Consider the following 22,254-nt stretch of genomic DNA (forward strand, 5'->3'; position numbering starts at 1 on the left):
GTGCCGGGTGGGACCGCTCACTCAGCCGGCGGTACGGGCCCTGGTCCGGGCCGTCCACCAGGCATGGCCTGCGCGACGATCTGGTCGAGGAGTTCCTGGCGGAGGAGGGCGATCCCCCCCTCCACGTCGGCGAGGAGCAGGAGGGAGTCCCCGGGCTTGATGTCGAACAGGTCACGAGCGCCTTTGGGGATGACGACCTGGCCCTTCGGTCCGACCTTGACCGTGGCGGCGAACTTGTCCGGGAGCCCTTCGGGATGCTCAACATTCATCGTGCCTCCTACGGCCCCGCCGGGGTCTCACCGTCGGCGTCCACGTCGTCGTCGGCGGCGTAGGACTCCAGCGGCGGGCACGAGCACACCAGGTTCCGGTCGCCGAAGGCGCCGTCGATACGCGCGGACGCCGGCCAGTACTTGTCCGTCCCGCCGGCACCGATCGAGCCCAGCACTCGCCCAGCCGGGAACGCCGCCACGGACCGCGGGTACGGGTGGTCCCATTCGTCGGCGGTCACCTCGGCCAGCGTGTGCGGGGCGTTGTGCAGCGGGTTGTCGTCGGCGGGCCACTCCCCCGCGGCGACCCGCTCGCTCTCCGCGGCGATCTGCGCCATCGCGTCGGCGAACCGGTCCAGCTCGGCCAGCGACTCCGACTCCGTCGGCTCGACCATCAGCGTCCCGCTCACCGGGAAGCTCATCGTCGGGGCGTGGAACCCGTAGTCGATGAGGCGCTTAGCGACGTCGTCCACCGTCACGCCGGTGCGCTGCGTCATCGGCCGCAGGTCAACGATGCACTCGTGCGCGACCAGCCCGTTCTCCCCGTGGTACAAGATCGGGAAGTGCTCCGAGAGCCGCTTGGCCAGGTAGTTCGCGTTCAGCACCGCCGCCACGGACGCCTCGCGCAGCCCGTCCGGGCCCATCATCGCCATGAACGCGTACGTGATCGGCAGCACGCCCGCCGACCCGAACGGCGCCGACGACACCGGGCCGTAGGACGTCTCGGGGCCGGCCTCGGGCAGCAGCGGGTGGTTCGGCAGGTACGGCGCCAGGTGCTCGCGGACGCCGATCGGCCCGACGCCCGGGCCACCACCGCCGTGCGGGATGGCGAACGTCTTGTGCAGATTCAGGTGGCTGACGTCCGAGCCGAACCGGCCCGGCTGCGCCAGGCCCATCATCGCGTTGAGGTTCGCGCCGTCGACGTAGACCTGCCCGCCGGCGTCGTGCACCATCGCGCACACCTCGGCGATGCGGCCCTCGAAGACCCCGTGCGTCGACGGGTACGTCGCCATCAGCACGGCCAGCTGGTCGCGGTGCTTGTCGATCTTCGCCGCGAGGTCGTCCATGTCGATGGAGCCGTCCTCGCTGATCGTCTTGACGACGACGACCTTCATGCCGGCCATCGCGGCGGACGCGGCGTTCGTCCCGTGCGCCGACGCGGGGATCAGGCACACCGTCCGCCCCTCCTCCCCGTTGGCCCGGTGGTACGACCGGACGGCCATCAACCCCGCGAACTCCCCCTGGCTACCCGCGTTGGGCTGCAGGCTGACCCGCGCATACCCGGTGACGGCGGCGAGCCACTCCTCGAGCGACGCGATCATCGCGGTGTAGCCCTCGGCGTCCTCGATCGGGACGAACGGGTGCAGGTTCGCGAAGCCGGGGTAGCTGATGGGCTCCATCGCGGCCGCCGGGTTGAGCTTCATCGTGCACGACCCCAGCGGGATCATGCCCTTGTCGAGCGCGAAGTCCCGGTCCTGCAGGGTGCGCAGGTAGCGCATCATCTCGGTCTCGGAGTGATAGTTCGAGAACACCGGGTGCGTCAGGTAGGCCGACGTCCGCTCGGGCTGGCCGAGGCTCCCCCACTCCTCCTCGGTCAGCCACTCCCCGCCGAACGAGGCGACGACGGCGTGCAGGTCGAACGGTGTGGCGTCCTCGCCGACGCTGATGCCGACGGTGTCCGTATCGATGCGGCGCAGGTGGATGTCGTGCTCGCGGGCCTGCGCGACGACCGCGTCGGAGCGTCCGGGCACCTCGACGGCCAGGGTGTCGAAGAACGTGTCGTAACGCGGGGTGTGCCCGGCGCGCACGAGGTTCGCCGCCAACTGCCGGGTCGCCGTCGCGACGTCGGACGCGATGCGCTTCAGCCCGTCCGGGCCGTGGTAGACCGCGTACATGGACGCCGTGACGGCCAGCAGCACCTGGGCGGTGCAGATGTTCGAGGTCGCCTTCTCGCGCCGGATGTGCTGCTCGCGCGTCTGCAGCGCGAGCCGGAATGCCTGGGTGCCGTCGGCGTCCTTCGAGACGCCGACGAGGCGTCCGGGGATCTGCCGCTCGAGTCCCTCCCGCACCGCGATGTAGCCGGCGTGGGGACCACCGTAGAACAGCGGGACGCCGAAGCGTTGGGTGCTGCCGACGGCCACGTCGGCGCCCCACTCGCCGGGCGGGGTCAGCAGCGTCAGCGCGAGCAGGTCGGCCGCCGCGATGCACAGCGCGTTGTTCTCGTGCGCCTTCGCGGCGATGGTCGTGAGCTCGTCGAGCGTGCGCAGCTGCCCGTCGGCCCCGGGCGTCTGCACCACGACGGCGAAGGCCTCGTGCCGCTGCAGCGCCTCGACGAGGTCGTCGGCGACGACGATCTCGATGCCCTGGGCGAGCATGCGGGTGCGCACGACCGCCTCCGACTGCGGCAGCAGCTGTGCGTCGAGGACGACGACCGAGCCCTTCCGGACGGCCCGGCGCGCGAGCTGGATCGCCTCGGCGACCGCCGTGCCCTCGTCCAGCAGGCTGGCGCCCGAGGTCGGCAGGCCGGTCAGGTCGGAGACCATCGTCTGGAAGTTCAGCAGCGCCTCGAGGCGTCCCTGGCTGATCTCGGGCTGGTAAGGGGTGTACGCGGTGTACCAGCCCGCGTTCTCCAGCACGTGCCGCCGCACCACCGCGGGGGTCACGGTGCCGTAGTACCCCAGGCCGATCATCGCCCGCCCGGGGTTGTTGGCGGCGGCCATCGCGGCGAGCCGGTTCTGCGCGTCGCGCTCCGAGATGGCCGCCGGCAGGCCCAGTGAGTCGTCGAGCAGGATGTCGGACGGCACCGCCGCGGCGACCAACTGGTCGGCGTCCTCGTAGCCCAGCGACCGCAGCATCTGCGCGCGTTCGCCCTCGTCGCTTCCCAGGTGACGGCTCACAAAAGCTTCCATAGCTCGCTCTCCCCTCGCGTCGCCGGCCTCATGCCGCGCGTCCTGCACGCGAGAGCCAATCTATCCTGACTCCCGACAACACCGGGCCGGCGTCGTCGGCGCGCGCCCGATCCGTCCCGTCCGCCGCCGCGCCCCACGCGCGTCAGCCCGGCGACAAGGCCGGGCTGAACGAGGGGACGACGAAGGTTGGCTCAGCTGACGTGACGCTGGCGGCGGCGCAGCGACAGCTCGTCGACCGCGGGCTCGGCGTCCGCCTTCTCGGTGGGCAACTCTGAAAGGCTGCCCTCCAGGTCGTGCCAGACCCGGCCGAGCGCGATGGCGAAGATGCCCTGGCCGCCGTGCACGAGGTCGATGATCTCCTCGTTCGAGATCGCCTCGTACACCGAGACCCCGTCGCTCATCAGGGTCACCGACGTGAGGTCGTGGACGCCGCGGGCGCGCAGGTGATCGATGGCGGTGCGGATCTGCTGCAGCGAGATGCCGGCATCGAGCAGGCGCTTGACGACCTTCAGCATCAGGATGTCGCGGAAGCTGTACAGCCGCTGGGTGCCGGAGCCCTCCGCCGAGCGGATGCTGGGCACCACCAGGCCGGTGCGGGCCCAGTAGTCGAGCTGGCGGTAGGTGATGCCGGCGGCCGAGCAGGCGATGGGGCCGCGGAAGCCGAGGTCGTCGGGCACGGGCGCGTAGTCACCGTCGAACAGCATGTCCTGCGTCTCGGCCGGCAGGTCGTGCTGCGGCTGTCGTTCCGGATTCACCCTCGCCCCTACTCTTCTCACTGGTCCCCGCGCTGTCGTCTACGACGGTAGCCGCGTTCATTTTCCGGGGTCAACGACACGCCGCCCCCCAGGCGGGCGACTGAGAACCCTGAAGTCGGCCCTCAGGGTTGACCCCGGCTCGTGGAGGCCCCGGCGCCTGCGCAGGCTCAGCGCCCCTCGAAGTCGTCGGGGTTCACCTGGTCGAGGAACTCGCGGAACTGCTCGACCTGCTCGTTGTCATCCTCCAGGGACGCCCCCGCGTCCGGTGTCGCGTCCGGGTCGATGGACGCCTCGTCCAGCACCGCCTCGGTGACGTAGATCGGCGCCCCGCAGCGGAGCGCGAGAGCGACGCCGTCCGAGAGCCGGCACGGCAGCGACTGCCCGTTCACCTGCAGGTCTGCGTCGAACACGGCGTCGTCGTGCCCGGTGATGCGGACGGCGTCCACGAGACCGTCCAGGGTGGCCAGCGCGTCGATGAAGACGTCGTGCACGGACGGGTGATCCGGCTCGGACGGCTCCAGCGCCGACAAGATGGCGGTCCCCGCGCTGGCGGTGATCCACACGGGCAGCACCCGGGTGCCCTCGGCCTCCCGCAGCAGCAGCACCGGGTCGGCGCCGACGTCGGTGAACCGCACGTCGCTGTACAGCAGCTGGATCATGGCGCGCCTACTGGGTGATCGACTGCCGCAGGATGGCGGCGTGGGCGTGCAGGATGAGTTGCATGACGTCCTGGGTGACCTGGCGCGGGTTCTGCCCGCGGCGCACGGTCACGTTGACCGCGGCGTCGACCAGCCCCGCCTCGCGCTCGGCGGCCTGCTTGATCGCGCGCAGGTGGCGGGCGTCCATGCCGTAGCCGGCGAGCTTTCGCGCGGCGACCGCGATGGTCAGCGCGTCACGCCCGTAATAGACGGTGCCGCGCCGGGGCACGACGAGGGCGTGTCGCTCGAGCTCGGTCAGGGCCGCGTCGCTCAGGCCCGACAGGCGCAGCAGCTCGCGGCGGGTGATGCGGATGGGGTTGCGCGGCGCCCGCGCGCGCGGCGTGAGCGCCTCGGCGACCTCGTGGGCGTCGGAGGAGCCCGGCCCGGCGGCCTCGGGCTCGACGGGCGTGGGCGAATCCAGCTTGGGCGGCTCCAGGCCCTGATCCATGAGCTCCAGGTGCTCGCGGATCACCTTCAGCGGAAGGTAGTGGCTCTTCTGCACCTCGAGGATGTAGCGCAGCCGCTCGATGTCGGCGTCGCTGTAGCGCCGGTAGCCGGACGGGGCCCGGTCCGGCGACAGCAGACCTTCGCTCTCCAAGAACCGGATCTTGGAGATCGAGACGTCGGGGAACTGCTCGGTCAGGATCTTCAGAACCTGACCGATGCTCCGCCGATCTCCCGCCATCTAGTCCTGCCCGGCCGCGTCCACGAGGTAGACCATGCGGAACTTGCCGATCTGCACCTCGTCGCCGCGGCGCAGGGCCACCTCGTTGTCGATGAGCGCACGGTTCACGTAGGTGCCGTTGAGGCTGTTCAGGTCACTGATCCAGGTGTGGCCGCCACGGGTGGACAGCTGGGCATGGTGCCGCGAGACCGTCACGTCGTCGAGGAAGATGTCGGACTGGGGGTGCCTGCCCGCGGTGACGACCTCGTGGTCGAGAACGAACTTTGTGCCCTGGTTCGGGCCGCGCACGACCGTGAGGAGGCCCGTGCCTCGCGGCACGTCCTTGAGCGCGGACAACTGCGAATCGGTCAGCTCGACGGCGTCCTCGTTGCCCAGCGCGGGAATGACCCTCGTGGTGTCACCGGTCTGGTGCTTCAGCGAGGCGCCGCAGTTCGAGCAGAAGTTCACATCGTCAGAAACCTGTCGCCCACATTCGGGACACGTCACGGTGCAGCCCCTTTCTTGCCGTGCGTGACACCTTACTCACACGCACGGCCTGGGGAGACGCGACCACGCCGCGTCTCCGGATTGACTAGTTCGACCCCGCCACCTCGGCGTAGCCGTCGGAATCGAGCAGTTCGTCGAACTCCTCCGGGTTCGACATCTCGATCTCGAACAGCCAGCCGTCCCCGTAGGGGTCGCTGTTGATGGTTTCGGGGGTTGCCGAGAGCTGCTCGTTGATCGCGGTGACGACGCCGGAGACCGGAGCATAGACGTCGGACACGCTCTTGGTCGACTCGACCTCGGCGCAGGCATCGTCGAGCTCCACCTCGTCGCCGACCTGCGGCAGCGAGACGTAGACGACGTCGCCGAGGGCCTCGGCTGCGAAATCGGTGATACCGATGCGGACGGTCGACTCGTTACCGGCGCGCAGCCACTCGTGCTTGTCGGTGTAGCGAAGGTCTTCGGGGTACACGGCTCGACTCCTTGTCCATGATCGACGGGTGCGCGGGGTCGACGCACGACGTCACCCTAGCGGTTCGCGACTCCCCTCGCCTGCCCTGGGACGCAAGTCATCCGGGACGGCTGAACTGCGCCGGTGCGGCCGTGTGCAGGGAGTCGACCTGCACGTCGTCGAGCACCTCGGTGCGCACCGTCCCGCCGACGCGGCTGCCCTCGACCTGGCTGATGAGGCCGCCGCGGAAGCGGACCGCCTCCTCCAGCGTCGTCCGGTTGCCGATCGCCTCCAGCACCACCGGTTCGGCCAGCGTCTGACCGTCCGCGACGAGGCCGTCCGGGGACGTCGCCACCCACGTTTGAGCCACCACGCGCACCTTGTCGTTGAGCTCGATCACCTCAGCGCCGGCGTCGCGCAACTCGTTGATCGCGCCGAGCAGCAGCTCGGGGGTGAGCTTGCCGTGCGGGGCGTTGATGGTGAGCCGGACGCCCGGGCCGTGCGCCGGGACCGTTCCAGCCATGATCTCCAGCGACGTCAGCCGACGCTCCGCCTCGCGGCGGGCCACCTCCCCGCGGTCGGCGCCCGACCGTAGCTGCGCGCGGGCGGCCTCGAGATCGGTCACCTCGTTCTCCAGCCGTCGCGACTGGGCGGTCAGGTCGTCCAGCATCGCGACCAGGTCGGCGCGACGAAGGTTCGCGTACGGGTCGGCCGTCGCGCGCGACTGCACCTGCAGCGTCACCAGCAGGGCGCACAGGAACAGCACGACCGCGACGAGCAGGTGCGATCGCGTCGGACGCCGCAGGTCCCGCAGGACGCGGCGCGCGCTCAGCTGCCGGGGCGCCCGGCTAGGCATGGAACAGGCTCCGCCGGATCGCAGCGGCGTTGGAGAAGATGCGGATGCCCAGCACGACGACCACGGTCGTGGACAGCTGCGACCCGACGCCCAGCAGGTCGCCGACCCAGACGATCAACGCCGCGAGAAGCACGTTCGACACGAACGAGACGACGAACACCCGGTCGGAGAACGTCCGCTCCAGATAAGCCAGCGCGCCACCCAGCAGCGCATCGAGCGCCGCGACGATCGCGATCGGCAGCTAGGCTCGAGCTGCACCGGCAACGACGGCTGCAGCAGCAGGCCGACGACGATGCCGGCCAGCAGGGCGAGGACGGCGTACACGCTGCTCCTTTACTCAGCGCTTCGCGGAGGCGTTGGTCAGGTCGGGCCCGGTGTCGGCGGGCAGAGCGAGGTCGCCGGCGGTCCGCAGATCGAAGCGCATCCCGTAGGTGTCGCCGAGCGTCCGCCACGACGCCCCGGCGTCACCGTCGCGAAACCGCCGCTCCAGGCCGCGCGGATCGCCGATCGCCTCCACGACATAAGGCCTGGTCAGCGACCGGTAGTCGACGGTGATCGCCTCGCCGGCGCTGCGGATCGCCGTGCGGGTCGTGAGCCGGTGGCCGTTGACGGCGACCGCCTCGGCGCCGGCCCGCCACAGCCCGTTCACCGCGACGCGCAGGTCGGCGTCCACGACCTCGCCGCCCTCGCGCGCGCCCGCCGGTCCGTCGTCGACGGTCAACCGGACGCCCGGTCCGCGCGCGGGCAGCGTGCCGGCGGCGAGTTCGAGCGACTGCAGGCGCGTGCGGGTGGCCTCGTCCAGCCCGGCGGCACGCACCTCGAGGGCCGCGTTCTCCCGCGACAGCTCCCCCGACCGGGCGCGCAGGGCGTCGCCCTGGGCGGCCGCAGACCGGATGCGCTCGATGAGCTGTTGCCGCTCGGCCTCGTCGGCGGGCCTGGCCCGGAAGGTCTGGGCGCAGGCCAACGCCAGCAGCATGCCGAGGATCGCCACCGCCGCCGCCGTCAGCACCGGACGCCGCCGCGGGCGGGTCGTCCGCGCCGCGACCACCGCATAATCGGGGTCGAGCGCGTCCCGGACGATGCCGTCGAGCAGGTCGCCGGACAAGTCCGGCCGGCGACCGTCCGCCGGAGGTGTGGCGTCGTTCACGCCCATCACCCTAGGCGACGCCCTGGGGTCCCGGCCTCAGTCCGAGTGTCGCTGCCAGCCCTCGGCCAACAGCGCGCGTGTGTCGGCGAGCAACTGCGGGAGGGCCTTGGTGCGGCCGACGACCGGCAGGAAGTTCGCGTCCCCGCCCCAGCGCGGCACGACGTGCTGGTGCAGGTGCGCGGCGATGCCGGCGCCGGCGACCGCGCCCTGGTTCATGCCGATGTTGAAGCCGTCCGGGTGCGACACGTCGGCGATGACCCGCATGGCCGTCTGGGTCAGAACGCCGAACTCCTCGCGCTCGTCGTCGTTCAAGTCGGTGTAGAGCGACACATGTCGATACGGGCATACCAGCAGGTGGCCGGGGTTGTACGGGTACAGGTTGAGCACCACGTAACACAGCTCGCCGCGGTGGACGATGAGCGCCTCGGCGTCGTCCCGCTTCGGGGACCGGCAGAACGGGCACTCGCCTTCGGAGGAGTCCCCCGGCTTGTTCTCGCCGCCGATGTAGACCATGCGGTGCGGCGTCCACAGTCGCTGGAGGGCGTCCGGGACGCCGGCCAACTGCTGGTCGAACTCGATCTCGTGCTCGCTCATCACTCCGCCTTCGGGCTGTCGTTACGCCGGCTGCGCGCCCAGTCGACGATGTCGGCGATCGCCTCGTCGACCGGGACGCCGTTGCGCTGGGAGCCGTCCCGGTACCGGAACGACACGGCCCCGGCCTCGGCGTCCTCCCCGCCCACGATGAGCGTGAAGGGCACCTTCTCCTTGAACGCGTTGCGGATCTTCTTGGCGAACCGGTCGTCGGAGTGGTCCACCTCGACGCGGATGCCCTGGGCGCGCAGCTTCTCGGCGACGCCGTCCAGGTACGGCCCGAACGTGTCGGCGACCGGCACACCCAGCACCTGCACCGGGCTCAGCCACACGGGGAACGCCCCCGCGTAGTGCTCGATGAGCACGCCCATGAACCGCTCGATGGACCCGAACTTGGCCGAGTGGATCATCACCGGCTGCTGCCGGGTGCCGTCGGCGGCGGCGTACTCCAGGCCGAACCGCTCCGGCTGGTTGAAGTCGTACTGGATCGTCGACATCTGCCAGGTGCGGCCGATGGCATCCTTGGCCTGGATCGAGATCTTCGGGCCGTAGTACGCGGCACCACCCGGGTCGGGGACGACCGGCAGGCCGGACTCGTCGGCGATGGCCTGCAGGATGGCCGTCGCCTCCTCCCACTGCTCGTCGGAGCCGATGAACTTGTCCTTCTTCTTGCCGTCGGTGTCGCGCGTCGACACCTCGAGCGCCACCTCGGTCAGGCCGAAGTCGGTCAGCAGCGACAGGATGAACCGCAGCAGGTGCCGCACCTCGTCGGGAGCCTGCTCCTTGGTGACGTAGCTGTGCGAGTCGTCCTGGGTGATCGAGCGGACGCGGGTGAGGCCCTGCACGACGCCGGACTTCTCGTCGCGATACACCGTGCCGAACTCGAACAGCCGGATCGGCAGCTCGCGGTAGGAGCGCCCGCGCGAGGCGAAGATGAGGTTGTGCATCGGGCAGTTCATCGCCTTGAGGCGGTACGCCTGGCCCTTCTTGAGCACCATGCCGTGCTCGTCGCGGACGTCGTCCTCGAGCAGCGGCGGGAACATGCCGTCGGCGTAGTAGGGCAGGTGGCCCGACGTGTAGAAGAGGTCTTCCTTGGCGATGTGCGGCGTCCCGACGTACGAGAAGCCCTCTTCGATGTGGCGTCGACGGACGTAGTCCTCCATCTCGCGCTTGATGACGCCGCCGCGCGGGTGGAACAGCGGCAGCCCGGGTCCGACGATGTCGTGGAAGCTGAACAGGTCGAGCTCGGCGCCGAGCTTGCGGTGGTCGCGCTTGGCGGCCTCCTCCAGCCGGGTCTTGTAGGCCTGCAGGTCGTCCTTGGACGCCCACGCGGTGCCGTAGAGGCGCTGCAGCTGCGGGTTGCGCTGGTCGCCGCGCCAGTAGGCGGCCGAGGTGCGCGTCAGCGAGAAGCCGTTGCCGAGGTAGCCGGTGTGCGGGACGTGCGGGCCGCGGCACAGGTCTTTCCAGGCCACCGAGCCGTCGCGACGGACGTTGTCGTAGATCGTCAGCTCGCCGTGGCCCACCTCGACGGACGCCCCCTCCGTGTCGCCGGAGTTGCCCTTCAGCCCGATCAACTCGAGCTTGAACGGCTCGGACGCCAACTCCTCGCGCGCGTCGTCGTCGGCGACGGCACGCCGGACGAACCGCTGCCGCTCCTTGACGATGCGGGCCATGTCCTTTTCGAGGCCCTTCAGGTCCTCGGGCGTGAGCGGCTCGGTCTGGAAGTCGTAGTAGAAGCCGTCCGTGATGGGCGGCCCGATGCCGAGCTTCGCCTCCGGGAAGCGGCCCTGCAGCGCCTGCGCGGCGACGTGCGCGGCCGAGTGCCGCAGGATGTAGAGCCCGTCGGGCTCGCCGATCGTGATCGGCTCGACGTCGGCGCCCTCGGGGATCTCGGTCGCCAAGTCCTTGATCTCCCCGTCGACGCGCATCGCGACGATGCTGCGGTCGTCGCCGAACAGGTCGAGCCCGGTAGTGCCGGTCTCGACCACCTTCTGCTCGCGCGAATCGGGGCGCACCAGGGTGATGGAGACAGACAACGCAGTGTTCCTTTCGATCAGACGACTCGCCCATTCTGCCGTAAACCCGAGCGGGTGTCGGCGTGGACGGCGGGCGTGACACGCTGAGGGCGTCCTGCGGGAGCTCAAGGAGAACCGACATGCGCATCACCGACACCGCCGACCGCTGGTGGAAGAACGCGGTGCTGTACTGCCTCGACATCGAGACCTACCTCGACCACAACAATGACGGGGTGGGCGACCTGGCGGGCCTGGCCCGGCGCATCGACTACCTGGCCGAGTTGGGCGTGACCTGCCTGTGGCTGATGCCCTTCTACCCCACCCCCGACAGAGACGACGGCTACGACATCACCGACTTCTACGGCGTCGACGGGCGCCTGGGCGACCACGGCCGCGTCGTCGAGGTCATCCGGATGGCCCACGACCGGGGTCTGCGCGTGATCGCCGACCTGGTCATCAACCACACGTCCGATCAGCATCCGTGGTTCAAGTCGGCGCGACGCAGCAAGAACAGCCCGTACCGCGACTACTACGTGTGGCGCTCCGACACCCCGCCGGACACCTCCGACGAGGTCGTCTTCCCCGACAAGGAGGACAGCATCTGGGCCTACGACGACCGCACCGGCGAGTACTACCTGCACCACTTCTACTCCCACCAGCCGGACTTGAACTGGGGCAACCAGGTGGTTCGCGAGGAATTACTGCGGGTGATGGACTTCTGGCTCCAACTGGGACTGGATGGCTTCCGGGTGGACGCGGTGCCGTTCGTCTTCGAGGACGTCGATACCGCGTCGAAGAACCCGTCGGTGCCCGCCGACCCGCACGATCTTCTGAAGGAGTTCCGCGGGTTCCTGAACCGCCGCCGGGGCGACGCGATCCTCCTCGGCGAGGTGAACGTCCCGCACGCCGACCAGCGCCGGTACTTCGGCGGGGACGCCGGCGACGAACTCACGATGATGTTCGACTTCATCACGATGCAGAACACCTACCTGTCGCTCGCCCGGCAGGATGCCCGCCCGCTCGCGAAGGCTCTCCAGACCCGCCCGGCGATCCACCCCACCTGCCAGTGGGCGACGTTCCTGCGCAACCACGACGAGCTGACCCTCGACAAGCTGACCGACGCCCAACGTCAGGAGGTGTTCGACGCTTTCGGGCCCGATCCCGACGTGCAGATCTACGATCGCGGCCTCACCCTGCGCCTCCCGACGATGCTGGGCAACGACCCGCGCCGGCTCAAGATGGCCTACAGCCTGCTGTTCTCCCTCCCGGGGACGCCGACCATCTATTACGGCGAGGAGATCGGCCTGGGCGAGGACACGAGCCAGGACGGCCGCATGGCCGTCCGCGTCCCGATGCAGTGGACGGACGGCAAGAACGGCGGCTTCTCCGACGTCGCGCCCGGCCGGCTCATCCAGCCCACCGTCGAGGGGCCCCTGGACGCCCGGCACGTGAACGTGGCCGACCAGCGCCGCGATCGGGACTCGCTGTGGCACTTCATGGCGACGCTCATCAGCCGGTACCGCAGCTGCCCCGAGCTGGGCTGGGGCGAGTTCGAGGTGATCGAGCAGCCGCTGACGAACGTGCTCGTCCACTCGTGCGCGCTGCCGGAGACCGCGGTGTACGCGATCCACAACTTCGCCGCCGAGGGCTGCGAACTCGAGCTGGATCTCGGCCGGGACTTCGCCGACACGGTGCTGGTCGACCTGTTCTCCGACGGCCGGATCCCCTTGGACGGGCGCGGTCACGCGACCCTGCCCCTGGACGCCTACGACCACCGCTGGCTGCGGCTGCAGCGCGGCGAGCCGCTGCTGCCCTGATAGCGGACGCGAAAGAACCCCCGGCCATATCAGCCGGGGGTTCCTCGTGGTGGGCGACACTGGGATCGAACCAGTGACCTCTTCCGTGTCAGGGAAGCGCGCTACCGCTGCGCCAGCCGCCCGAGGTGGAGACAGGATTTGAACCTGCGTACACGGATTTGCAGTCCGTTGCCTCGCCTCTCGGCCACTCCACCAGATGAAGCAGCCTCGCTGAGTGGCACCGAGACCTACTCCGAGCGGACGACGGGATTCGAACCCGCGACCCTCACCTTGGCAAGGTGATGCTCTACCAGCTGAGCCACGTCCGCATGCCTCTCTCACCGGGGTGACCCCGTTGAGGTGCGTGGAACACCATAGCCAAGTCCGTCCGCCAAACACAAACTGAGCCTGCCGTCCGAGGCGCCGGCGGCCGATTTGGCTCAACCCCGTGCCCGTTTGCTAGTGTGGTCCCTCGCGGGCGTATGGCGCAGTGGTAGCGCGCTTCGTTCACACCGAAGAGGTCACTGGTTCGAACCCAGTTACGCCCACCGCATCCTTCCCGCTCAGTCCGGCCCGCCTCTGCGCGCCGCTGCGTCCCTTGTTCCCTCGCGCGAGGCCTGCGTTCGCGTGATCGGCGAGCGGTCACGCCGCGGCCGTCCCGAGCCCCAGACCGATCCCGGCCACCGCCGCCCCGCCGGCGAGGACGCCGAGCGCGTAGCCCACCGCGGCGCGACGGCGCCGATCCGCGAGGAGCCGCACGGCGTCCACGCAGGCGGTCGAGAACGTGGTGAACCCGCCGAGGAACCCCGTTCCCGCGACGTGCTGCCAAGCGTCCGGCAGCACGTGCGAGCCCACGAGACCGGTGACGAGCCCCAGCAGGAACGAACCGGCCAGGTTGATCACCGCGGTCCCCCACGGGAGGTCGGACGACACCGACCGGACCACACCGTCCAGCACCAGCCGGCAGACCGCCCCCAGACCCCCGGCCAGCGCGATCAGGCAGAACAACGGCCACGTCATCGCCGACCCCGCACCGCGCGAGCGATCGCGACGCCCGCCGCCGCCGCGACAAGGCCCGCAACCACCGTGCCGAGACCGTAGCCGACCGCGATACCGGTCAATCCGTCGGTGGCCAGCTTCGCCATCCCCACCGCGAGCGCGCTGTAGGTGGTGAAGCCGCCGAGGAAGCCGGTCCCGGCGATGAGGCGGACGAAACGGCGTCCGCCCCGATCGGGCCCGCCCAGGGACAGCGACTCCAGCAACAGCCCAAGGGCGAAGGCCCCTGCGACGTTGATGCCGAGGATCGTCCAGGGCACCGACCCCCTGTCCGGGAGCGCCAGGCTCAGCGCCTCGCGGACGGCGGTACCGAGAGTGCCGCCCACGAAGACGATCGCGACGGCCGACGGACGCAGGTGCAGCGGACGCCGGGCCGATTCGGCGTCGATGGCTCGGGTGGGGTCGGTCATCGGGCTCCTTCCGAGGGCTTATCCTTGCACCCGACCGTGCCGGAGACCGGCCCTCCCTTCTCGCCCCGACACGCGTCAAGCAAGGCGGCGGATACCTCCCCGCGGGCCGGATGGGGCCTAGGGTGTTGCGAGGACGAGGCGCCCACTCTTTGGACGCGCATCTCACCAGATGAAACCAATAGTTGCATCACGGGTCCGTAACGACGAAGATTCACTTAACACCGCGGCAACGGGGCCGTCTTCCAGCAAATGCGATCAGGGAAGGCATGGCCCATGACAGCACCCGCGCTCGTGATGGTTTCGCACGGCAGCAGTGACCCGCACGTCGTGCAGGTCACCCATGCACTGTGCCAGGGTCTCACCAAGCTGCGTCCCGCCATCCACGTTGCGGGCGCCTTCCTCGGTCATTCGGCCCCCAGCGTGCGCCAGGTCGTCGAGCAGCTCCTCTCCGACGGCGTCCGCGAGATCGTGTTCGTCCCGCTCGAGTTGACCCACGCCATCGAGGCCGACCCCGAGGTGTCGACGATGGTGGCGCACATGCGCGCCGCGTACCCGGACGCCGCGTTCGTCGCGTCCCGCCCGATCGGGCCCGAGCTCAGCCTGCTGAACATCCTGGACGAGCGCCTGCGCCTGGCGCTGCACCGCGCCCGTGCCCTCGAACTCGATGGGCTGATCCTCAGCTCCGCCAGTACGGGCGACGTGCGCGGCTCCGCGCTGCTGGCCCGTCGCGCGCGGCAGTGGTCGACCCACCATCGGCTCCCCTGTCTCACCGCCGTCGCCGACGGCACCGGGCCGTCCGTCGCCCAGGCCGTCCAGGGGCTGCGCGCGCAGGGCCGGCGCCACCTGGCCGTCGGATCGTTCTTCCTGGCGTCCGGGCACCTGTTCAACGTGCAGGCCGAACTGGCCCTGCGCAGCGGCGTCGTCGCGGTCTCCGAACCGATGGGCGCGTCCCGCGAAGTCACCGACCTGGTGCTGGCGCGCTACGCCTTCGCGGCGATGGACCTGCTCGACTACGCCCACGAGGACGCCCGCCTCGAGGAGACCGAGTTCTTCCTCGACGCGTTCAGCGCCTGATCCACCCGACCCGCGCGGCCGGGCGTCCCGCCACGGACGCCCGGCCGCGTCGCGGCCGGCCGGTTCTCAGAGCTCGGCGAGCCGCGCCTTCTCCGCCGCCACGTCGAAGTCCGCCTCCGGCCAGCCCAGGCCGAGATCGGCGAGCTTCTCCCGCAGCAGCTCGGCGACTGCCCAGTTGCGGTACCACTTCTTGTCCGCCGGGATGATGTACCAGGGCGCGTGCTCGGGATTGCACTTGGCGAGCATGTCGTTGTAGGCGTCGGCGTACGCCTCCCAGTTCGCGCGCGTGTCGAGGTCGCCGGGGTTGTACTTCCAGTGCTTGTCGGGGTTGTCCAGCCGCTTTGCGAGCCGCTCTTTCTGCTCGTCCGCCGAGACATGCAGGAAGCACTTGATGATGACGTAGCCCTGGTCCGCCAGAGACTTCTCGAAATTGTTGATCGTCGCGTAGCGGCGCGACCAGGTCGCCCGCGGGACCAGCTCGTTGACGCGGACGATCAAGACGTCCTCGTACTGCGAACGGTCGAAGACACCGAGCATGCCGGGATCGGGCAGCGCGTTGCGGATGCGCCACAGGAACGGATGGCGCAGCTCCTCCTTGGTGGGCGACTTGAACGACGTCAGTTGAATGCCCTGCGGGTCGACCATGCCGACCGTGTGTCGGATCACGCCGCCCTTGCCGGAGGTGTCCATGCCCTGCAGGATCAGCAGGACGCGCGGCGCGGTCGTCGGATCTGCGCGTCCGGCCGCGTAGAGCCGCTCCTGCAGGTCGGACAGCACCGGCTCCAGCGCCTCCTTGAACGCCGGGGCGTCCGCCTTGCCGGAGCCTGGAAAGCCCGGGGCGGCGTCGGTGTCGAGGTCGCGGACGTCGAACGGGGCCAGCGGCGCGCGAAGGATCTCCGAGAGGCGCGGGGCGGTCGGCCCTTCGGAGCCCTTGCCCTTCGTCGCGGTCCCCGCATCCTTAGCGGCCTTGCCCGGCTTGACGGCCTTCGCCGCGACCCGCTCGGCGTCCTTGGCCTTCTTCTTGCTCTTCTTCGCCATTGCGGCAGTGTGACGGACGCCGGGCCCGCGCGCCGCTCGACGCGCCGCCGGGCGGCGGGATGGGACGGCCTACCCGTCGCGCTTCGCCCGGCTCGGCTGGACGCGGGGCGGCTCGCCGGGCATCTTCGGGTAGTCAGGTGGGTAGGGCATCTCCCCCTCGCCGGACTCGGCGTCTCGGTCGTACCAGGCGAGCGCCGGCGCCAGCGATGCAGGCTCAGCGTCGGCGAGCCCCGCCCACGGGTCGCCCACCTCGGCGAACCGCTTCGGCACGCTCGGCACGGTGAAGTCCTCGGGGTCGGCGTCCGGGAGCTCGTCCCAGGTCAGCGGCGTCGAGACCAGCGCCTTCTCCACCGGGCGGATCGAATACGCCGACGTCATCAGCCGGTCGCGGGCCATCTGGTTGAAATCCACGAAGATGCGCTCGCCGCGCTCCTCCTTCCACCAGTTCACGGTCACCAGGTCGGGAAGGCGGCGCGCGAGCTCGCGGCCGATCGCGATGGCGGCGTGTCGCGCGTCGATGAAGTGGGTGGGCTCCACCCGGGCGAAAACGTGGACGCCCCGGCCGCCGCTCGTCTTGCAGAACCCGGTCAGGCCGAGCTCCGCGAGGATCTCGCGCAGCGCCAGCGCCGCCTCCACCGCGTCTGCGAAGCCGGTGCCCGGCTGAGGGTCGAGGTCGAGGCGCAGCTCGTCCACCAGGTCGGTCGCCCCGCCGCGTACCGGCCAGGGGTGGAAGCGGAGCGTGCCGAGGTTGAGCATCCACAGCACGGTGGCCAGGTCCTGAGGGCAGACGGTCTCCGCCTTGCGGCCCGAAGGGAACGTGATCGTTGACCGGCCCACCCACTCGGGCACGGCCTTCGGGAGGCGCTTCTGGTAGAAGGATTCGTCGCCGTCGACACCCCCGGGCCAGCGCTCCATCGTGGTGGGCCGGTCGCGCACCCCGGCCAGGACGCCGGGGCCGACCGACAGCACATAGTCGGCGAGATCGCGCTTCGTCAGCCCGAGCGCCGGGAAGTACACCTTGTCGGGCGAGGAGAGCCGCACTTCGCGGCCGTCGACGTCGAGCGTGGTCGCGGGTGTCGCCATGGGGGGAAGCCTACGGGCACGGGTGGCCCGCGTCACCGCGGGTAGGCTGGGCATCCGGAGGAGGAGACATGAGCGAACGAACTTTCGTCCCCAAGGTGATCAAGACCCCTGACGAGTGGCGTGCCCAACTGAACCCGGCGGAGTACCACGTGCTCCGCGACGCCGGCACGGAGCCGCCCTTCGTCGGTGAGTACACCGACACCACGACGCCCGGCACCTACGCCTGCAAGGCGTGTGGCGAGGTGCTGTTCACGAGCGAGGAGAAGTTCTCCTCGCACTGCGGCTGGCCGTCGTTCTACGCGCCCACCGACAACGACAAGATCCGCTACCTGCGCGACGACTCGCTGCCAGGTCCCACGCGCATCGAGGTGCGCTGCGCGACGTGCGACTCTCACCTGGGCCACGTCTTCGAGGGTGAGGGCTACCCCACGCCCACCGACCAGCGATACTGCATCAACTCCATCGCGCTGGTGCACCAAGCGAGCTGAGCCGGGCGCGCGCGAGAAGAAGTGAGCGAGGGCTGCCCCGCCGAACCGCCGGACTCGGAACTGTGAAGCACAGACTGCCCGCGACTCCTGGGAGTCGCGGGCAGTCGTGACGAGGGCGCCAGGGGCGTTCCGCGTCAGCCGACGATCGGCGGACCGTCATCCGGCCACCGCGCGTCGTGGAGCGGCCACCCGGCCTCGTCGAGGCGTTGTCCCACCCGGGCGAGTTCCTCCGGGCTGGGGACCTGGTCGGTCCGCTTGAGGTAGGCCGCCCCCACGTCGAGCGGTCGCATGGGCAGCAGTCCCTTGCGCTCGAGCTCCTCACCGACCTGCTGCACTTCCTGGTCACTCAGCCGCCGGCGCAGCAGCGCCATGACCGGCAGGACGTCCTCTTCGGGGATCCCCGCGGGGTATCCGGCCTTGAACCACGCGACGAGGCGTTCCAGGGGTGCAAACATGAGTTCTCCGATCGTTTCGGGTGAGCCTAGACACCCTCGCCGATCGGCGCCAGAGGCCAGCCCCCCTCGGCGAGACGGCCGGCGACGCGACGAACGTCCTCCTCGTCAGCGCGCTGGTGGACGGTCTGCTGGATCATCCGGGAGATCTCTTCGGAACTGATCTCCCCGTCCAGGCCGGCGGGGCCGTCCCGTAGCGCCTTGGCGATCGCGTCGACCTCGTGGTCGGTGAGGTCCCGGTGCAGGATGCCGAACAGGGCGATGTAGTCCTGCTGCGGGATCCCCTGGGGGTAGCCGGCCCGCAACCAGCTCAGCATGCGCTTCAACAGGTTTTCGCGTGGCTCCGTCATGTCAGCCCTTCTTGAACGTCGGAATGATGTGTTCGAACGAGACGTGGTACCCGAAGCCCGACGACACGATGATGGCGATGCCGAGAAGGATGACCGCGAGCACGATCGCGATGCACAGGTAGCCCAGAACGGTGCCGAGCGGGTGGGGCTTCTCGTGCGAGACCTCGGCGTCGCCGCCGGCGCCGTAGGCGAGGAAGCGGATGCCGAACGCGAAGATCGCCGGCAGACCCGCGCCGATCAGGACGCCGATGAGCAGCACCTGGCCGATCGCGGTGAGGAACAGCTGCATCATGACAGGGTCTCCTTCATCTCAGAGCCGGCCGCCGGGGCAGCGGCGGCCGGGGCGTTGCTGTCGGCGTCCCAGTCGGCGTTCACGTTCCCGGAGTGGACGGGCTTGCGACGCGACCGCATCACGAAGAAGCTCATCAGGCCCACCAGGATCGCGAAGACGACGATCGCGCCGAGGTAGCCGCCGAGCGTGTTGGCGATGAGGTACATCACGCCGCCGACGATCGCCGCGGCGGGCAGGGTGATGAGCCAGGCCGCGACCATGCGCAGGGCGACGCCCCACCGCACCTCGGCGCCGCGCTTGCCCAGGCCGGTGCCGAGGATGGAACCGGTCGCCACGTGCGTGGTGGACAGCGCGAAGCCCAGGTGGCTCGAGGTGAGGATCACCGCGGCGCTGGACGCCTCAGCGGCCATCCCCTGCGGGCTCTCGATCTCGACCAGGCCCTTGCCCAGGGTGCGGATGATGCGCCAGCCGCCGGTGTAGGTGCCGAGCGCGATGGCCAGGGCGCAGGCGATCTTCACCCACGTCGGCACCTGAGTCGTGTCGGTCCAGACGCCGTAGGCGATGAGGGCGAGGGTGATGACGCCCATCGTCTTCTGGGCGTCGTTCGTGCCGTGCGCGAGCGAGACCAGCGACGCGGTGCCGATCTGGCCCCAGCGGAAACCCGACTCCTTGTACCGTTCGGCGACCCCGGCGGTGATGCGATAGATGAGCCAGGTGCCGATCGTCGCGACGATGGCGGCGACGAACGGGGAGGCGAACGCCGGCAGGATGACCTTGCCGAGGACGCCGTCGAGCTTGCTGCCGTCGCCGGCCCAGTTGACGCCGCTGAAACCCAGGCCGGCGATCGTGGCCCCGATCAGGCCGCCGAACAGGGCGTGCGAGGAGCTGGACGGAAGGCCCAGCAGCCACGTCAGCAGGTTCCAGACGACGCCGCCGATGAGCCCACAAAAGACGATCAACAGCAGAACGTGGCCGTGGTTGGCGAGAAATTCGGGCTTGGGCGCGCCGCTGCTGTCCTGAATGTGGACCACCGCATTGGTGACGGTGAGCGCCACCTCCACGGACAGGAAAGCGCCGATCAGGTTGAGCGCCGCTGAGAGGGTGACGGCGGTCTTGGGCTTCAGCGCGCCCGTCGCGATGGACGTCGCCATCGCGTTCGCCGTGTCATGGAATCCGTTGGTGAAGTCGAAGGTGATCGCGGTGAGGATCACCAGAGCGAGAAGTAACAATTCGAGTGTCACGGCGAGAATCATCCCCCTTGCAAAAGACATCTGCCTACCCGTCCAGGTGAACGCCTACCGCTCACCAACGTGAACATTCGGTGACGCGCGGACCATCACCCGGGGGCCGCCGGGGGCATACGCGCCGTCACGGCGACCCCGCCCTCGCCGTGGCGCGGTTCGGTCCGCTGCCCCGCGCAACGTCGTGCTCGGCGCGCCTGCTCGCCGGCGCGGGCGGTCTGGTTAGGCTGTTCAGGTGACCGCCCGCATGAACCCGACTTCGAGGCTCTTCGATGACGCCGTGGCAGCGATGCTGTCGACGGCGTGGCGCCCCGAGCTGGTGATCGAGGAGATCCCTGCGCCGCAGCGGATCGCGCCCCACACCGCGGCGATCGCCGCCGACATCGAGGTGGGCGAGGAGGAACTCGGCAACGGCCGCCTGGTGCTGCTGCACGACCCCGCCGGCAACCCCGCCTGGGACGGCACCTTCCGCTGCGTGACGTACGCGCGGGCCGAGGTGGACGCCGAGATGGTCACCGATCCCCTGCTGGCCGAGGTGGGCTGGACCTGGCTGTTGGACGCCCTCGAGCGGCACCGCGCCGCCTACACGAGCCCCTCCGGGACGGTCACGGCGGTCTGGTCGCAGTCGTTCGGGTCGATGGAGGACGAGCCGCAGCGCGCGGAGGTGGAGATCCGGGCGTCCTGGACGCCGATCGTGGACGACGCCGCCGACCTCACCCGGCACGCGCAGGCCTGGCAGGACCTGTTGTGCATGGTCGCGGGGCTGCCGTTCCTCCCCGAGGGCGTGATCCCCATGCCTCACCGCAACGTGCCCGGACGCCGATGAACGGTCCCGACGACGCCACGCCGAGCACCGGGTCCGGCGAGGACGCGGCGCCCGAGCCCGTGCTCGTCGCGGCGCCCGCCGACGGCGTCCCGCCGGTCGTCGACACGCCGGCCGCCTACCGTGCCGCGGTGGACGCCCTGGCCGCCGGCACCGGCCCGCTGGCCGTCGACACCGAGCGGGCGCAAAGCTTCCGGTATTCCGCCAAGGCCTACCTGATCCAGCTGCGCCGCAACGGGACGGGCACCGTCCTCCTCGACCCGGTCGCGCTCGAGGACGGACGCGAACGCGCCGACCTGCGGGACCTGCGCGACGCTGTCGCCGACGCCGAGTGGATCATCCACGCCGCCACCCAAGACCTGGGGTGCCTCGCCGAGGTCGGCCTGGTTCCCGATCGCCTGTTCGACACCGAGCTGGCCGGACGCCTCCTCGGCCTTCCCCGCGTCTCCCTCAGCGTGCTCACCGAGACGGGGCTGGGCAAGACGCTCGCGAAGGAGCACTCCGCCGCCGACTGGTCGCAACGGCCCCTGCCGACGGACTGGCTCAACTACGCGGCCCTGGACGTCGAACTGCTCGGCGACCTGCGCGCCTGGGCGGCCGAACAGCTCCGGGCCGCCGGCAAGGACGAATGGGCGCGCCAGGAGTTCGCCTGGCTGGCCGCGCACGCCTCCGACGCGCCCGTCCGGCGCGAAGACCCCTGGCGCCGCACCTCCGGTATCCACGACATCCGCAGCCGGGTGGCGCTGGCCACCGTCCGCGAGCTGTGGCAGACCCGCGATCAGATCGCCGCGAGCCTCGACCGGGCGCCCGGACGCGTCCTGGGCGACGCCGCCATCGTGGAGGTCGCGCGGCGCATCACCCCCGCCAAACGCACACTCGACGCCCGCGAACTGCGTTCGGTGCGCGGCTTCAACTGGCGCATCGCCGGCCGCTATCACGCGGCCTGGGTCGGCGCGATCGACCGGGCCGCCGCCCTGAGCGGCGACGACCTGCCGGTCTCCCACCGCGTCCCCGACGGGCCGCCCCCGCCGCGCACGTGGGCCAACCGGAACCCCGAGGCGCACGCGCGCTGGAACCGCATCCGCCCGCAGATCGTCGCCCTCGCTGAGAAGCTAGCGCTCCCGACGGAGAACCTGCTCTCCCCCGACACTCTGCGACGGATCTGCTGGGAGCCGCCGGCGGACCACTCCCGCGCCGCGGTGGATGCCTACCTCGCCGAACGCGACGCGCGGCCCTGGCAGCGCGAGTTGGTCACCGAGACCATCGCCCGCGGCCTGGGCTGAGCATCGATCTGG

The 22,254-nt window shown here is 70.3% G+C and carries 24 protein-coding genes, 4 tRNA genes and 1 pseudogene; 6 read left to right on the forward strand and 23 right to left on the reverse strand.

The window, feature by feature from the left end; all coding sequences use genetic code 11:
• Window positions 1–17: 17 nt before the first annotated feature.
• The 12 genes and pseudogenes from BN1187_RS08475 to thrS all read right to left on the reverse strand — a co-directional run bounded on the left by BN1187_RS08475 (window position 18) and on the right by thrS (window position 10,877).
• Window positions 18–269, reverse strand: a complete 252-nt coding sequence (locus tag BN1187_RS08475) for an AbrB/MazE/SpoVT family DNA-binding domain-containing protein (RefSeq protein WP_040160840.1) — start codon at window positions 267–269, stop codon at window positions 18–20.
• A gap of 8 nt (window positions 270–277) precedes the next feature.
• Window positions 278–3,175: an aminomethyl-transferring glycine dehydrogenase gene (gene gcvP, locus BN1187_RS08480; RefSeq protein ID WP_040160842.1), complete on the reverse strand. Its 2,898-nt coding sequence runs from the start codon at window positions 3,173–3,175 to the stop codon at window positions 278–280.
• 191 nt (window positions 3,176–3,366) lie between these two features.
• Window positions 3,367–3,879 (reverse strand): MerR family transcriptional regulator, encoded by a 513-nt coding sequence (locus BN1187_RS08485; protein ID WP_052462749.1) that lies wholly within the window; start codon window positions 3,877–3,879, stop codon window positions 3,367–3,369.
• A 218-nt stretch (window positions 3,880–4,097) separates the two neighbouring features.
• The gene (locus BN1187_RS08490) at window positions 4,098–4,589 is read right to left on the reverse strand and encodes a bifunctional nuclease family protein (RefSeq protein ID WP_052462526.1); all 492 of its coding nucleotides are present in this window, start codon (window positions 4,587–4,589) and stop codon (window positions 4,098–4,100) included.
• Window positions 4,590–4,596: 7 nt separating this feature from the next.
• Window positions 4,597–5,313 (reverse strand): transcriptional regulator FtsR, encoded by a 717-nt coding sequence (gene ftsR / locus BN1187_RS08495; protein ID WP_040160846.1) that lies wholly within the window; start codon window positions 5,311–5,313, stop codon window positions 4,597–4,599.
• Window positions 5,314–5,799: an FHA domain-containing protein gene (locus BN1187_RS08500; RefSeq protein WP_040160848.1), complete on the reverse strand. Its 486-nt coding sequence runs from the start codon at window positions 5,797–5,799 to the stop codon at window positions 5,314–5,316.
• 85 nt (window positions 5,800–5,884) lie between these two features.
• Complete coding sequence (gene gcvH, locus BN1187_RS08505) at window positions 5,885–6,268, reverse strand: glycine cleavage system protein GcvH (protein ID WP_040160851.1); 384 nt, start codon at window positions 6,266–6,268, stop codon at window positions 5,885–5,887.
• Window positions 6,269–6,365: 97 nt separating this feature from the next.
• Complete coding sequence (locus BN1187_RS08510; RefSeq protein WP_040160853.1) at window positions 6,366–7,103, reverse strand: DUF881 domain-containing protein; 738 nt, start codon at window positions 7,101–7,103, stop codon at window positions 6,366–6,368.
• A pseudogene (locus tag BN1187_RS08515) lies at window positions 7,096–7,427 on the reverse strand (small basic family protein). Before BN1187_RS08515 ends, BN1187_RS08510 begins: the two are co-directional and overlap by 8 nt.
• Window positions 7,428–7,440: 13 nt before the next feature.
• Complete coding sequence (locus tag BN1187_RS08520) at window positions 7,441–8,250, reverse strand: DUF881 domain-containing protein (RefSeq protein ID WP_040162726.1); 810 nt, start codon at window positions 8,248–8,250, stop codon at window positions 7,441–7,443.
• Between the two features lie 36 nt (window positions 8,251–8,286).
• Window positions 8,287–8,847 (reverse strand): HIT family protein, encoded by a 561-nt coding sequence (locus BN1187_RS08525; RefSeq protein WP_218184623.1) that lies wholly within the window; start codon window positions 8,845–8,847, stop codon window positions 8,287–8,289.
• The gene (gene thrS / locus BN1187_RS08530) at window positions 8,844–10,877 is read right to left on the reverse strand and encodes a threonine--tRNA ligase (protein ID WP_040160857.1); all 2,034 of its coding nucleotides are present in this window, start codon (window positions 10,875–10,877) and stop codon (window positions 8,844–8,846) included. Before thrS ends, BN1187_RS08525 begins: the two co-directional genes overlap by 4 nt.
• A 119-nt stretch (window positions 10,878–10,996) precedes the next feature.
• On the opposite strand from thrS, the gene BN1187_RS08535 reads away from it, so the two are divergent.
• Window positions 10,997–12,673, forward strand: a complete 1,677-nt coding sequence (locus BN1187_RS08535) for an alpha-amylase family protein (protein ID WP_040160860.1) — start codon at window positions 10,997–10,999, stop codon at window positions 12,671–12,673.
• 47 nt (window positions 12,674–12,720) lie between these two features.
• Here BN1187_RS08535 and BN1187_RS08540 read toward each other — a convergent pair.
• The 3 genes from BN1187_RS08540 to BN1187_RS08550 form a co-directional block, all read right to left on the reverse strand.
• A tRNA-Val gene (locus tag BN1187_RS08540) sits at window positions 12,721–12,795 on the reverse strand.
• Window position 12,796: 1 nt separating this feature from the next.
• Window positions 12,797–12,867, reverse strand: a tRNA-Cys gene (locus BN1187_RS08545).
• Between the two features lie 41 nt (window positions 12,868–12,908).
• Window positions 12,909–12,981, reverse strand: a tRNA-Gly gene (locus BN1187_RS08550).
• Between the two features lie 147 nt (window positions 12,982–13,128).
• Between BN1187_RS08550 and BN1187_RS08555 the strand changes: the two genes are divergently transcribed.
• A tRNA-Val gene (locus BN1187_RS08555) sits at window positions 13,129–13,200 on the forward strand.
• A gap of 94 nt (window positions 13,201–13,294) precedes the next feature.
• Here the strand turns inward: BN1187_RS08555 and BN1187_RS08560 are convergent.
• Complete coding sequence (locus BN1187_RS08560; protein WP_040160862.1) at window positions 13,295–13,672, reverse strand: fluoride efflux transporter FluC; 378 nt, start codon at window positions 13,670–13,672, stop codon at window positions 13,295–13,297.
• Window positions 13,669–14,118, reverse strand: a complete 450-nt coding sequence (locus BN1187_RS08565) for a fluoride efflux transporter FluC (RefSeq protein WP_173424974.1) — start codon at window positions 14,116–14,118, stop codon at window positions 13,669–13,671. Before BN1187_RS08565 ends, BN1187_RS08560 begins: the two co-directional genes overlap by 4 nt.
• Before the next feature lie 273 nt (window positions 14,119–14,391).
• Between BN1187_RS08565 and BN1187_RS08570 the strand changes: the two genes are divergently transcribed.
• On the forward strand, window positions 14,392–15,192 hold the full coding sequence (locus tag BN1187_RS08570) for a sirohydrochlorin chelatase (RefSeq protein WP_052462528.1): 801 nt from the start codon (window positions 14,392–14,394) through the stop codon (window positions 15,190–15,192).
• A gap of 66 nt (window positions 15,193–15,258) precedes the next feature.
• On the opposite strand, the gene BN1187_RS08575 is transcribed toward BN1187_RS08570, so the two are convergent.
• Both BN1187_RS08575 and BN1187_RS08580 read right to left on the reverse strand, forming a co-directional pair.
• Window positions 15,259–16,230 carry a PPK2 family polyphosphate kinase gene (locus BN1187_RS08575; protein WP_082034611.1) on the reverse strand — a complete coding sequence of 324 codons (972 nt, stop codon included), beginning with the start codon at window positions 16,228–16,230 and terminating at the stop codon, window positions 15,259–15,261.
• A 69-nt stretch (window positions 16,231–16,299) separates the two neighbouring features.
• On the reverse strand, window positions 16,300–17,313 hold the full coding sequence (locus tag BN1187_RS08580; protein WP_040160864.1) for a DNA polymerase domain-containing protein: 1,014 nt from the start codon (window positions 17,311–17,313) through the stop codon (window positions 16,300–16,302).
• 68 nt (window positions 17,314–17,381) lie between these two features.
• Between BN1187_RS08580 and msrB the strand changes: the two genes are divergently transcribed.
• The gene (gene msrB / locus BN1187_RS08585) at window positions 17,382–17,801 is read left to right on the forward strand and encodes a peptide-methionine (R)-S-oxide reductase MsrB (protein WP_040160866.1); all 420 of its coding nucleotides are present in this window, start codon (window positions 17,382–17,384) and stop codon (window positions 17,799–17,801) included.
• 134 nt (window positions 17,802–17,935) lie between these two features.
• Here the strand turns inward: msrB and BN1187_RS08590 are convergent, their stop codons facing one another.
• The 4 genes from BN1187_RS08590 to BN1187_RS08605 are packed head-to-tail and all read right to left on the reverse strand — an operon-like array spanning window position 17,936 to window position 20,136.
• Entirely contained in the window at window positions 17,936–18,256 is a 321-nt protein-coding gene (locus BN1187_RS08590) for a DUF3349 domain-containing protein (RefSeq protein ID WP_040160867.1), read from the reverse strand.
• A 26-nt stretch (window positions 18,257–18,282) separates the two neighbouring features.
• Window positions 18,283–18,603: a DUF3349 domain-containing protein gene (locus BN1187_RS08595; RefSeq protein ID WP_040160869.1), complete on the reverse strand. Its 321-nt coding sequence runs from the start codon at window positions 18,601–18,603 to the stop codon at window positions 18,283–18,285.
• A gap of 1 nt (window position 18,604) precedes the next feature.
• Window positions 18,605–18,895, reverse strand: a complete 291-nt coding sequence (locus BN1187_RS08600) for a hypothetical protein (protein ID WP_040160871.1) — start codon at window positions 18,893–18,895, stop codon at window positions 18,605–18,607.
• The gene (locus tag BN1187_RS08605) at window positions 18,892–20,136 is read right to left on the reverse strand and encodes an inorganic phosphate transporter (protein WP_040160873.1); all 1,245 of its coding nucleotides are present in this window, start codon (window positions 20,134–20,136) and stop codon (window positions 18,892–18,894) included. The genes BN1187_RS08600 and BN1187_RS08605 overlap by 4 nt, the downstream gene beginning before the upstream one ends.
• A gap of 247 nt (window positions 20,137–20,383) precedes the next feature.
• Between BN1187_RS08605 and BN1187_RS08610 the strand changes: the two genes are divergently transcribed.
• Window positions 20,384–20,962: a DUF3000 domain-containing protein gene (locus tag BN1187_RS08610; protein ID WP_040162736.1), complete on the forward strand. Its 579-nt coding sequence runs from the start codon at window positions 20,384–20,386 to the stop codon at window positions 20,960–20,962.
• Entirely contained in the window at window positions 20,959–22,242 is a 1,284-nt protein-coding gene (locus tag BN1187_RS08615; RefSeq protein WP_052462529.1) for an HRDC domain-containing protein, read from the forward strand. Before BN1187_RS08610 ends, BN1187_RS08615 begins: the two co-directional genes overlap by 4 nt.
• Window positions 22,243–22,254: the final 12 nt, after the last annotated feature.

The organism is Nigerium massiliense, from assembly GCF_000826085.1.
GTDB classification, from domain to species: Bacteria; Actinomycetota; Actinomycetes; order Propionibacteriales; family Propionibacteriaceae; genus Propioniciclava; species Propioniciclava massiliense.

Excerpts from the sequence above, each read along its gene's own strand:
- BN1187_RS08475 (WP_040160840.1), bottom strand. The coding sequence starts at position 269 with ATGAATGTTGAGCATCCCGAAGGGCTCCCGGACAAGTTCGCCGCCACG.
- gcvP (WP_040160842.1), bottom strand. The coding sequence starts at position 3,175 with ATGGAAGCTTTTGTGAGCCGTCACCTGGGAAGCGACGAGGGCGAACGC.
- BN1187_RS08485 (WP_052462749.1), bottom strand. The coding sequence starts at position 3,879 with ATGCTGTTCGACGGTGACTACGCGCCCGTGCCCGACGACCTCGGCTTC.
- BN1187_RS08490 (WP_052462526.1), bottom strand. The coding sequence starts at position 4,589 with ATGATCCAGCTGCTGTACAGCGACGTGCGGTTCACCGACGTCGGCGCC.
- ftsR (WP_040160846.1), bottom strand. The coding sequence starts at position 5,313 with ATGGCGGGAGATCGGCGGAGCATCGGTCAGGTTCTGAAGATCCTGACC.
- BN1187_RS08510 (WP_040160853.1), bottom strand. The coding sequence starts at position 7,103 with ATGCCTAGCCGGGCGCCCCGGCAGCTGAGCGCGCGCCGCGTCCTGCGG.
- BN1187_RS08535 (WP_040160860.1), top strand. The coding sequence starts at position 10,997 with ATGCGCATCACCGACACCGCCGACCGCTGGTGGAAGAACGCGGTGCTG.
- BN1187_RS08560 (WP_040160862.1), bottom strand. The coding sequence starts at position 13,672 with ATGACGTGGCCGTTGTTCTGCCTGATCGCGCTGGCCGGGGGTCTGGGG.
- BN1187_RS08565 (WP_173424974.1), bottom strand. The coding sequence starts at position 14,118 with ATGACCGACCCCACCCGAGCCATCGACGCCGAATCGGCCCGGCGTCCG.
- BN1187_RS08570 (WP_052462528.1), top strand. The coding sequence starts at position 14,392 with ATGACAGCACCCGCGCTCGTGATGGTTTCGCACGGCAGCAGTGACCCG.
- BN1187_RS08575 (WP_082034611.1), bottom strand. The coding sequence starts at position 16,230 with ATGGCGAAGAAGAGCAAGAAGAAGGCCAAGGACGCCGAGCGGGTCGCG.
- BN1187_RS08580 (WP_040160864.1), bottom strand. The coding sequence starts at position 17,313 with ATGGCGACACCCGCGACCACGCTCGACGTCGACGGCCGCGAAGTGCGG.
- msrB (WP_040160866.1), top strand. The coding sequence starts at position 17,382 with ATGAGCGAACGAACTTTCGTCCCCAAGGTGATCAAGACCCCTGACGAG.
- BN1187_RS08590 (WP_040160867.1), bottom strand. The coding sequence starts at position 18,256 with ATGTTTGCACCCCTGGAACGCCTCGTCGCGTGGTTCAAGGCCGGATAC.
- BN1187_RS08595 (WP_040160869.1), bottom strand. The coding sequence starts at position 18,603 with ATGACGGAGCCACGCGAAAACCTGTTGAAGCGCATGCTGAGCTGGTTG.
- BN1187_RS08600 (WP_040160871.1), bottom strand. The coding sequence starts at position 18,895 with ATGATGCAGCTGTTCCTCACCGCGATCGGCCAGGTGCTGCTCATCGGC.
- BN1187_RS08610 (WP_040162736.1), top strand. The coding sequence starts at position 20,384 with ATGAACCCGACTTCGAGGCTCTTCGATGACGCCGTGGCAGCGATGCTG.
- BN1187_RS08615 (WP_052462529.1), top strand. The coding sequence starts at position 20,959 with ATGAACGGTCCCGACGACGCCACGCCGAGCACCGGGTCCGGCGAGGAC.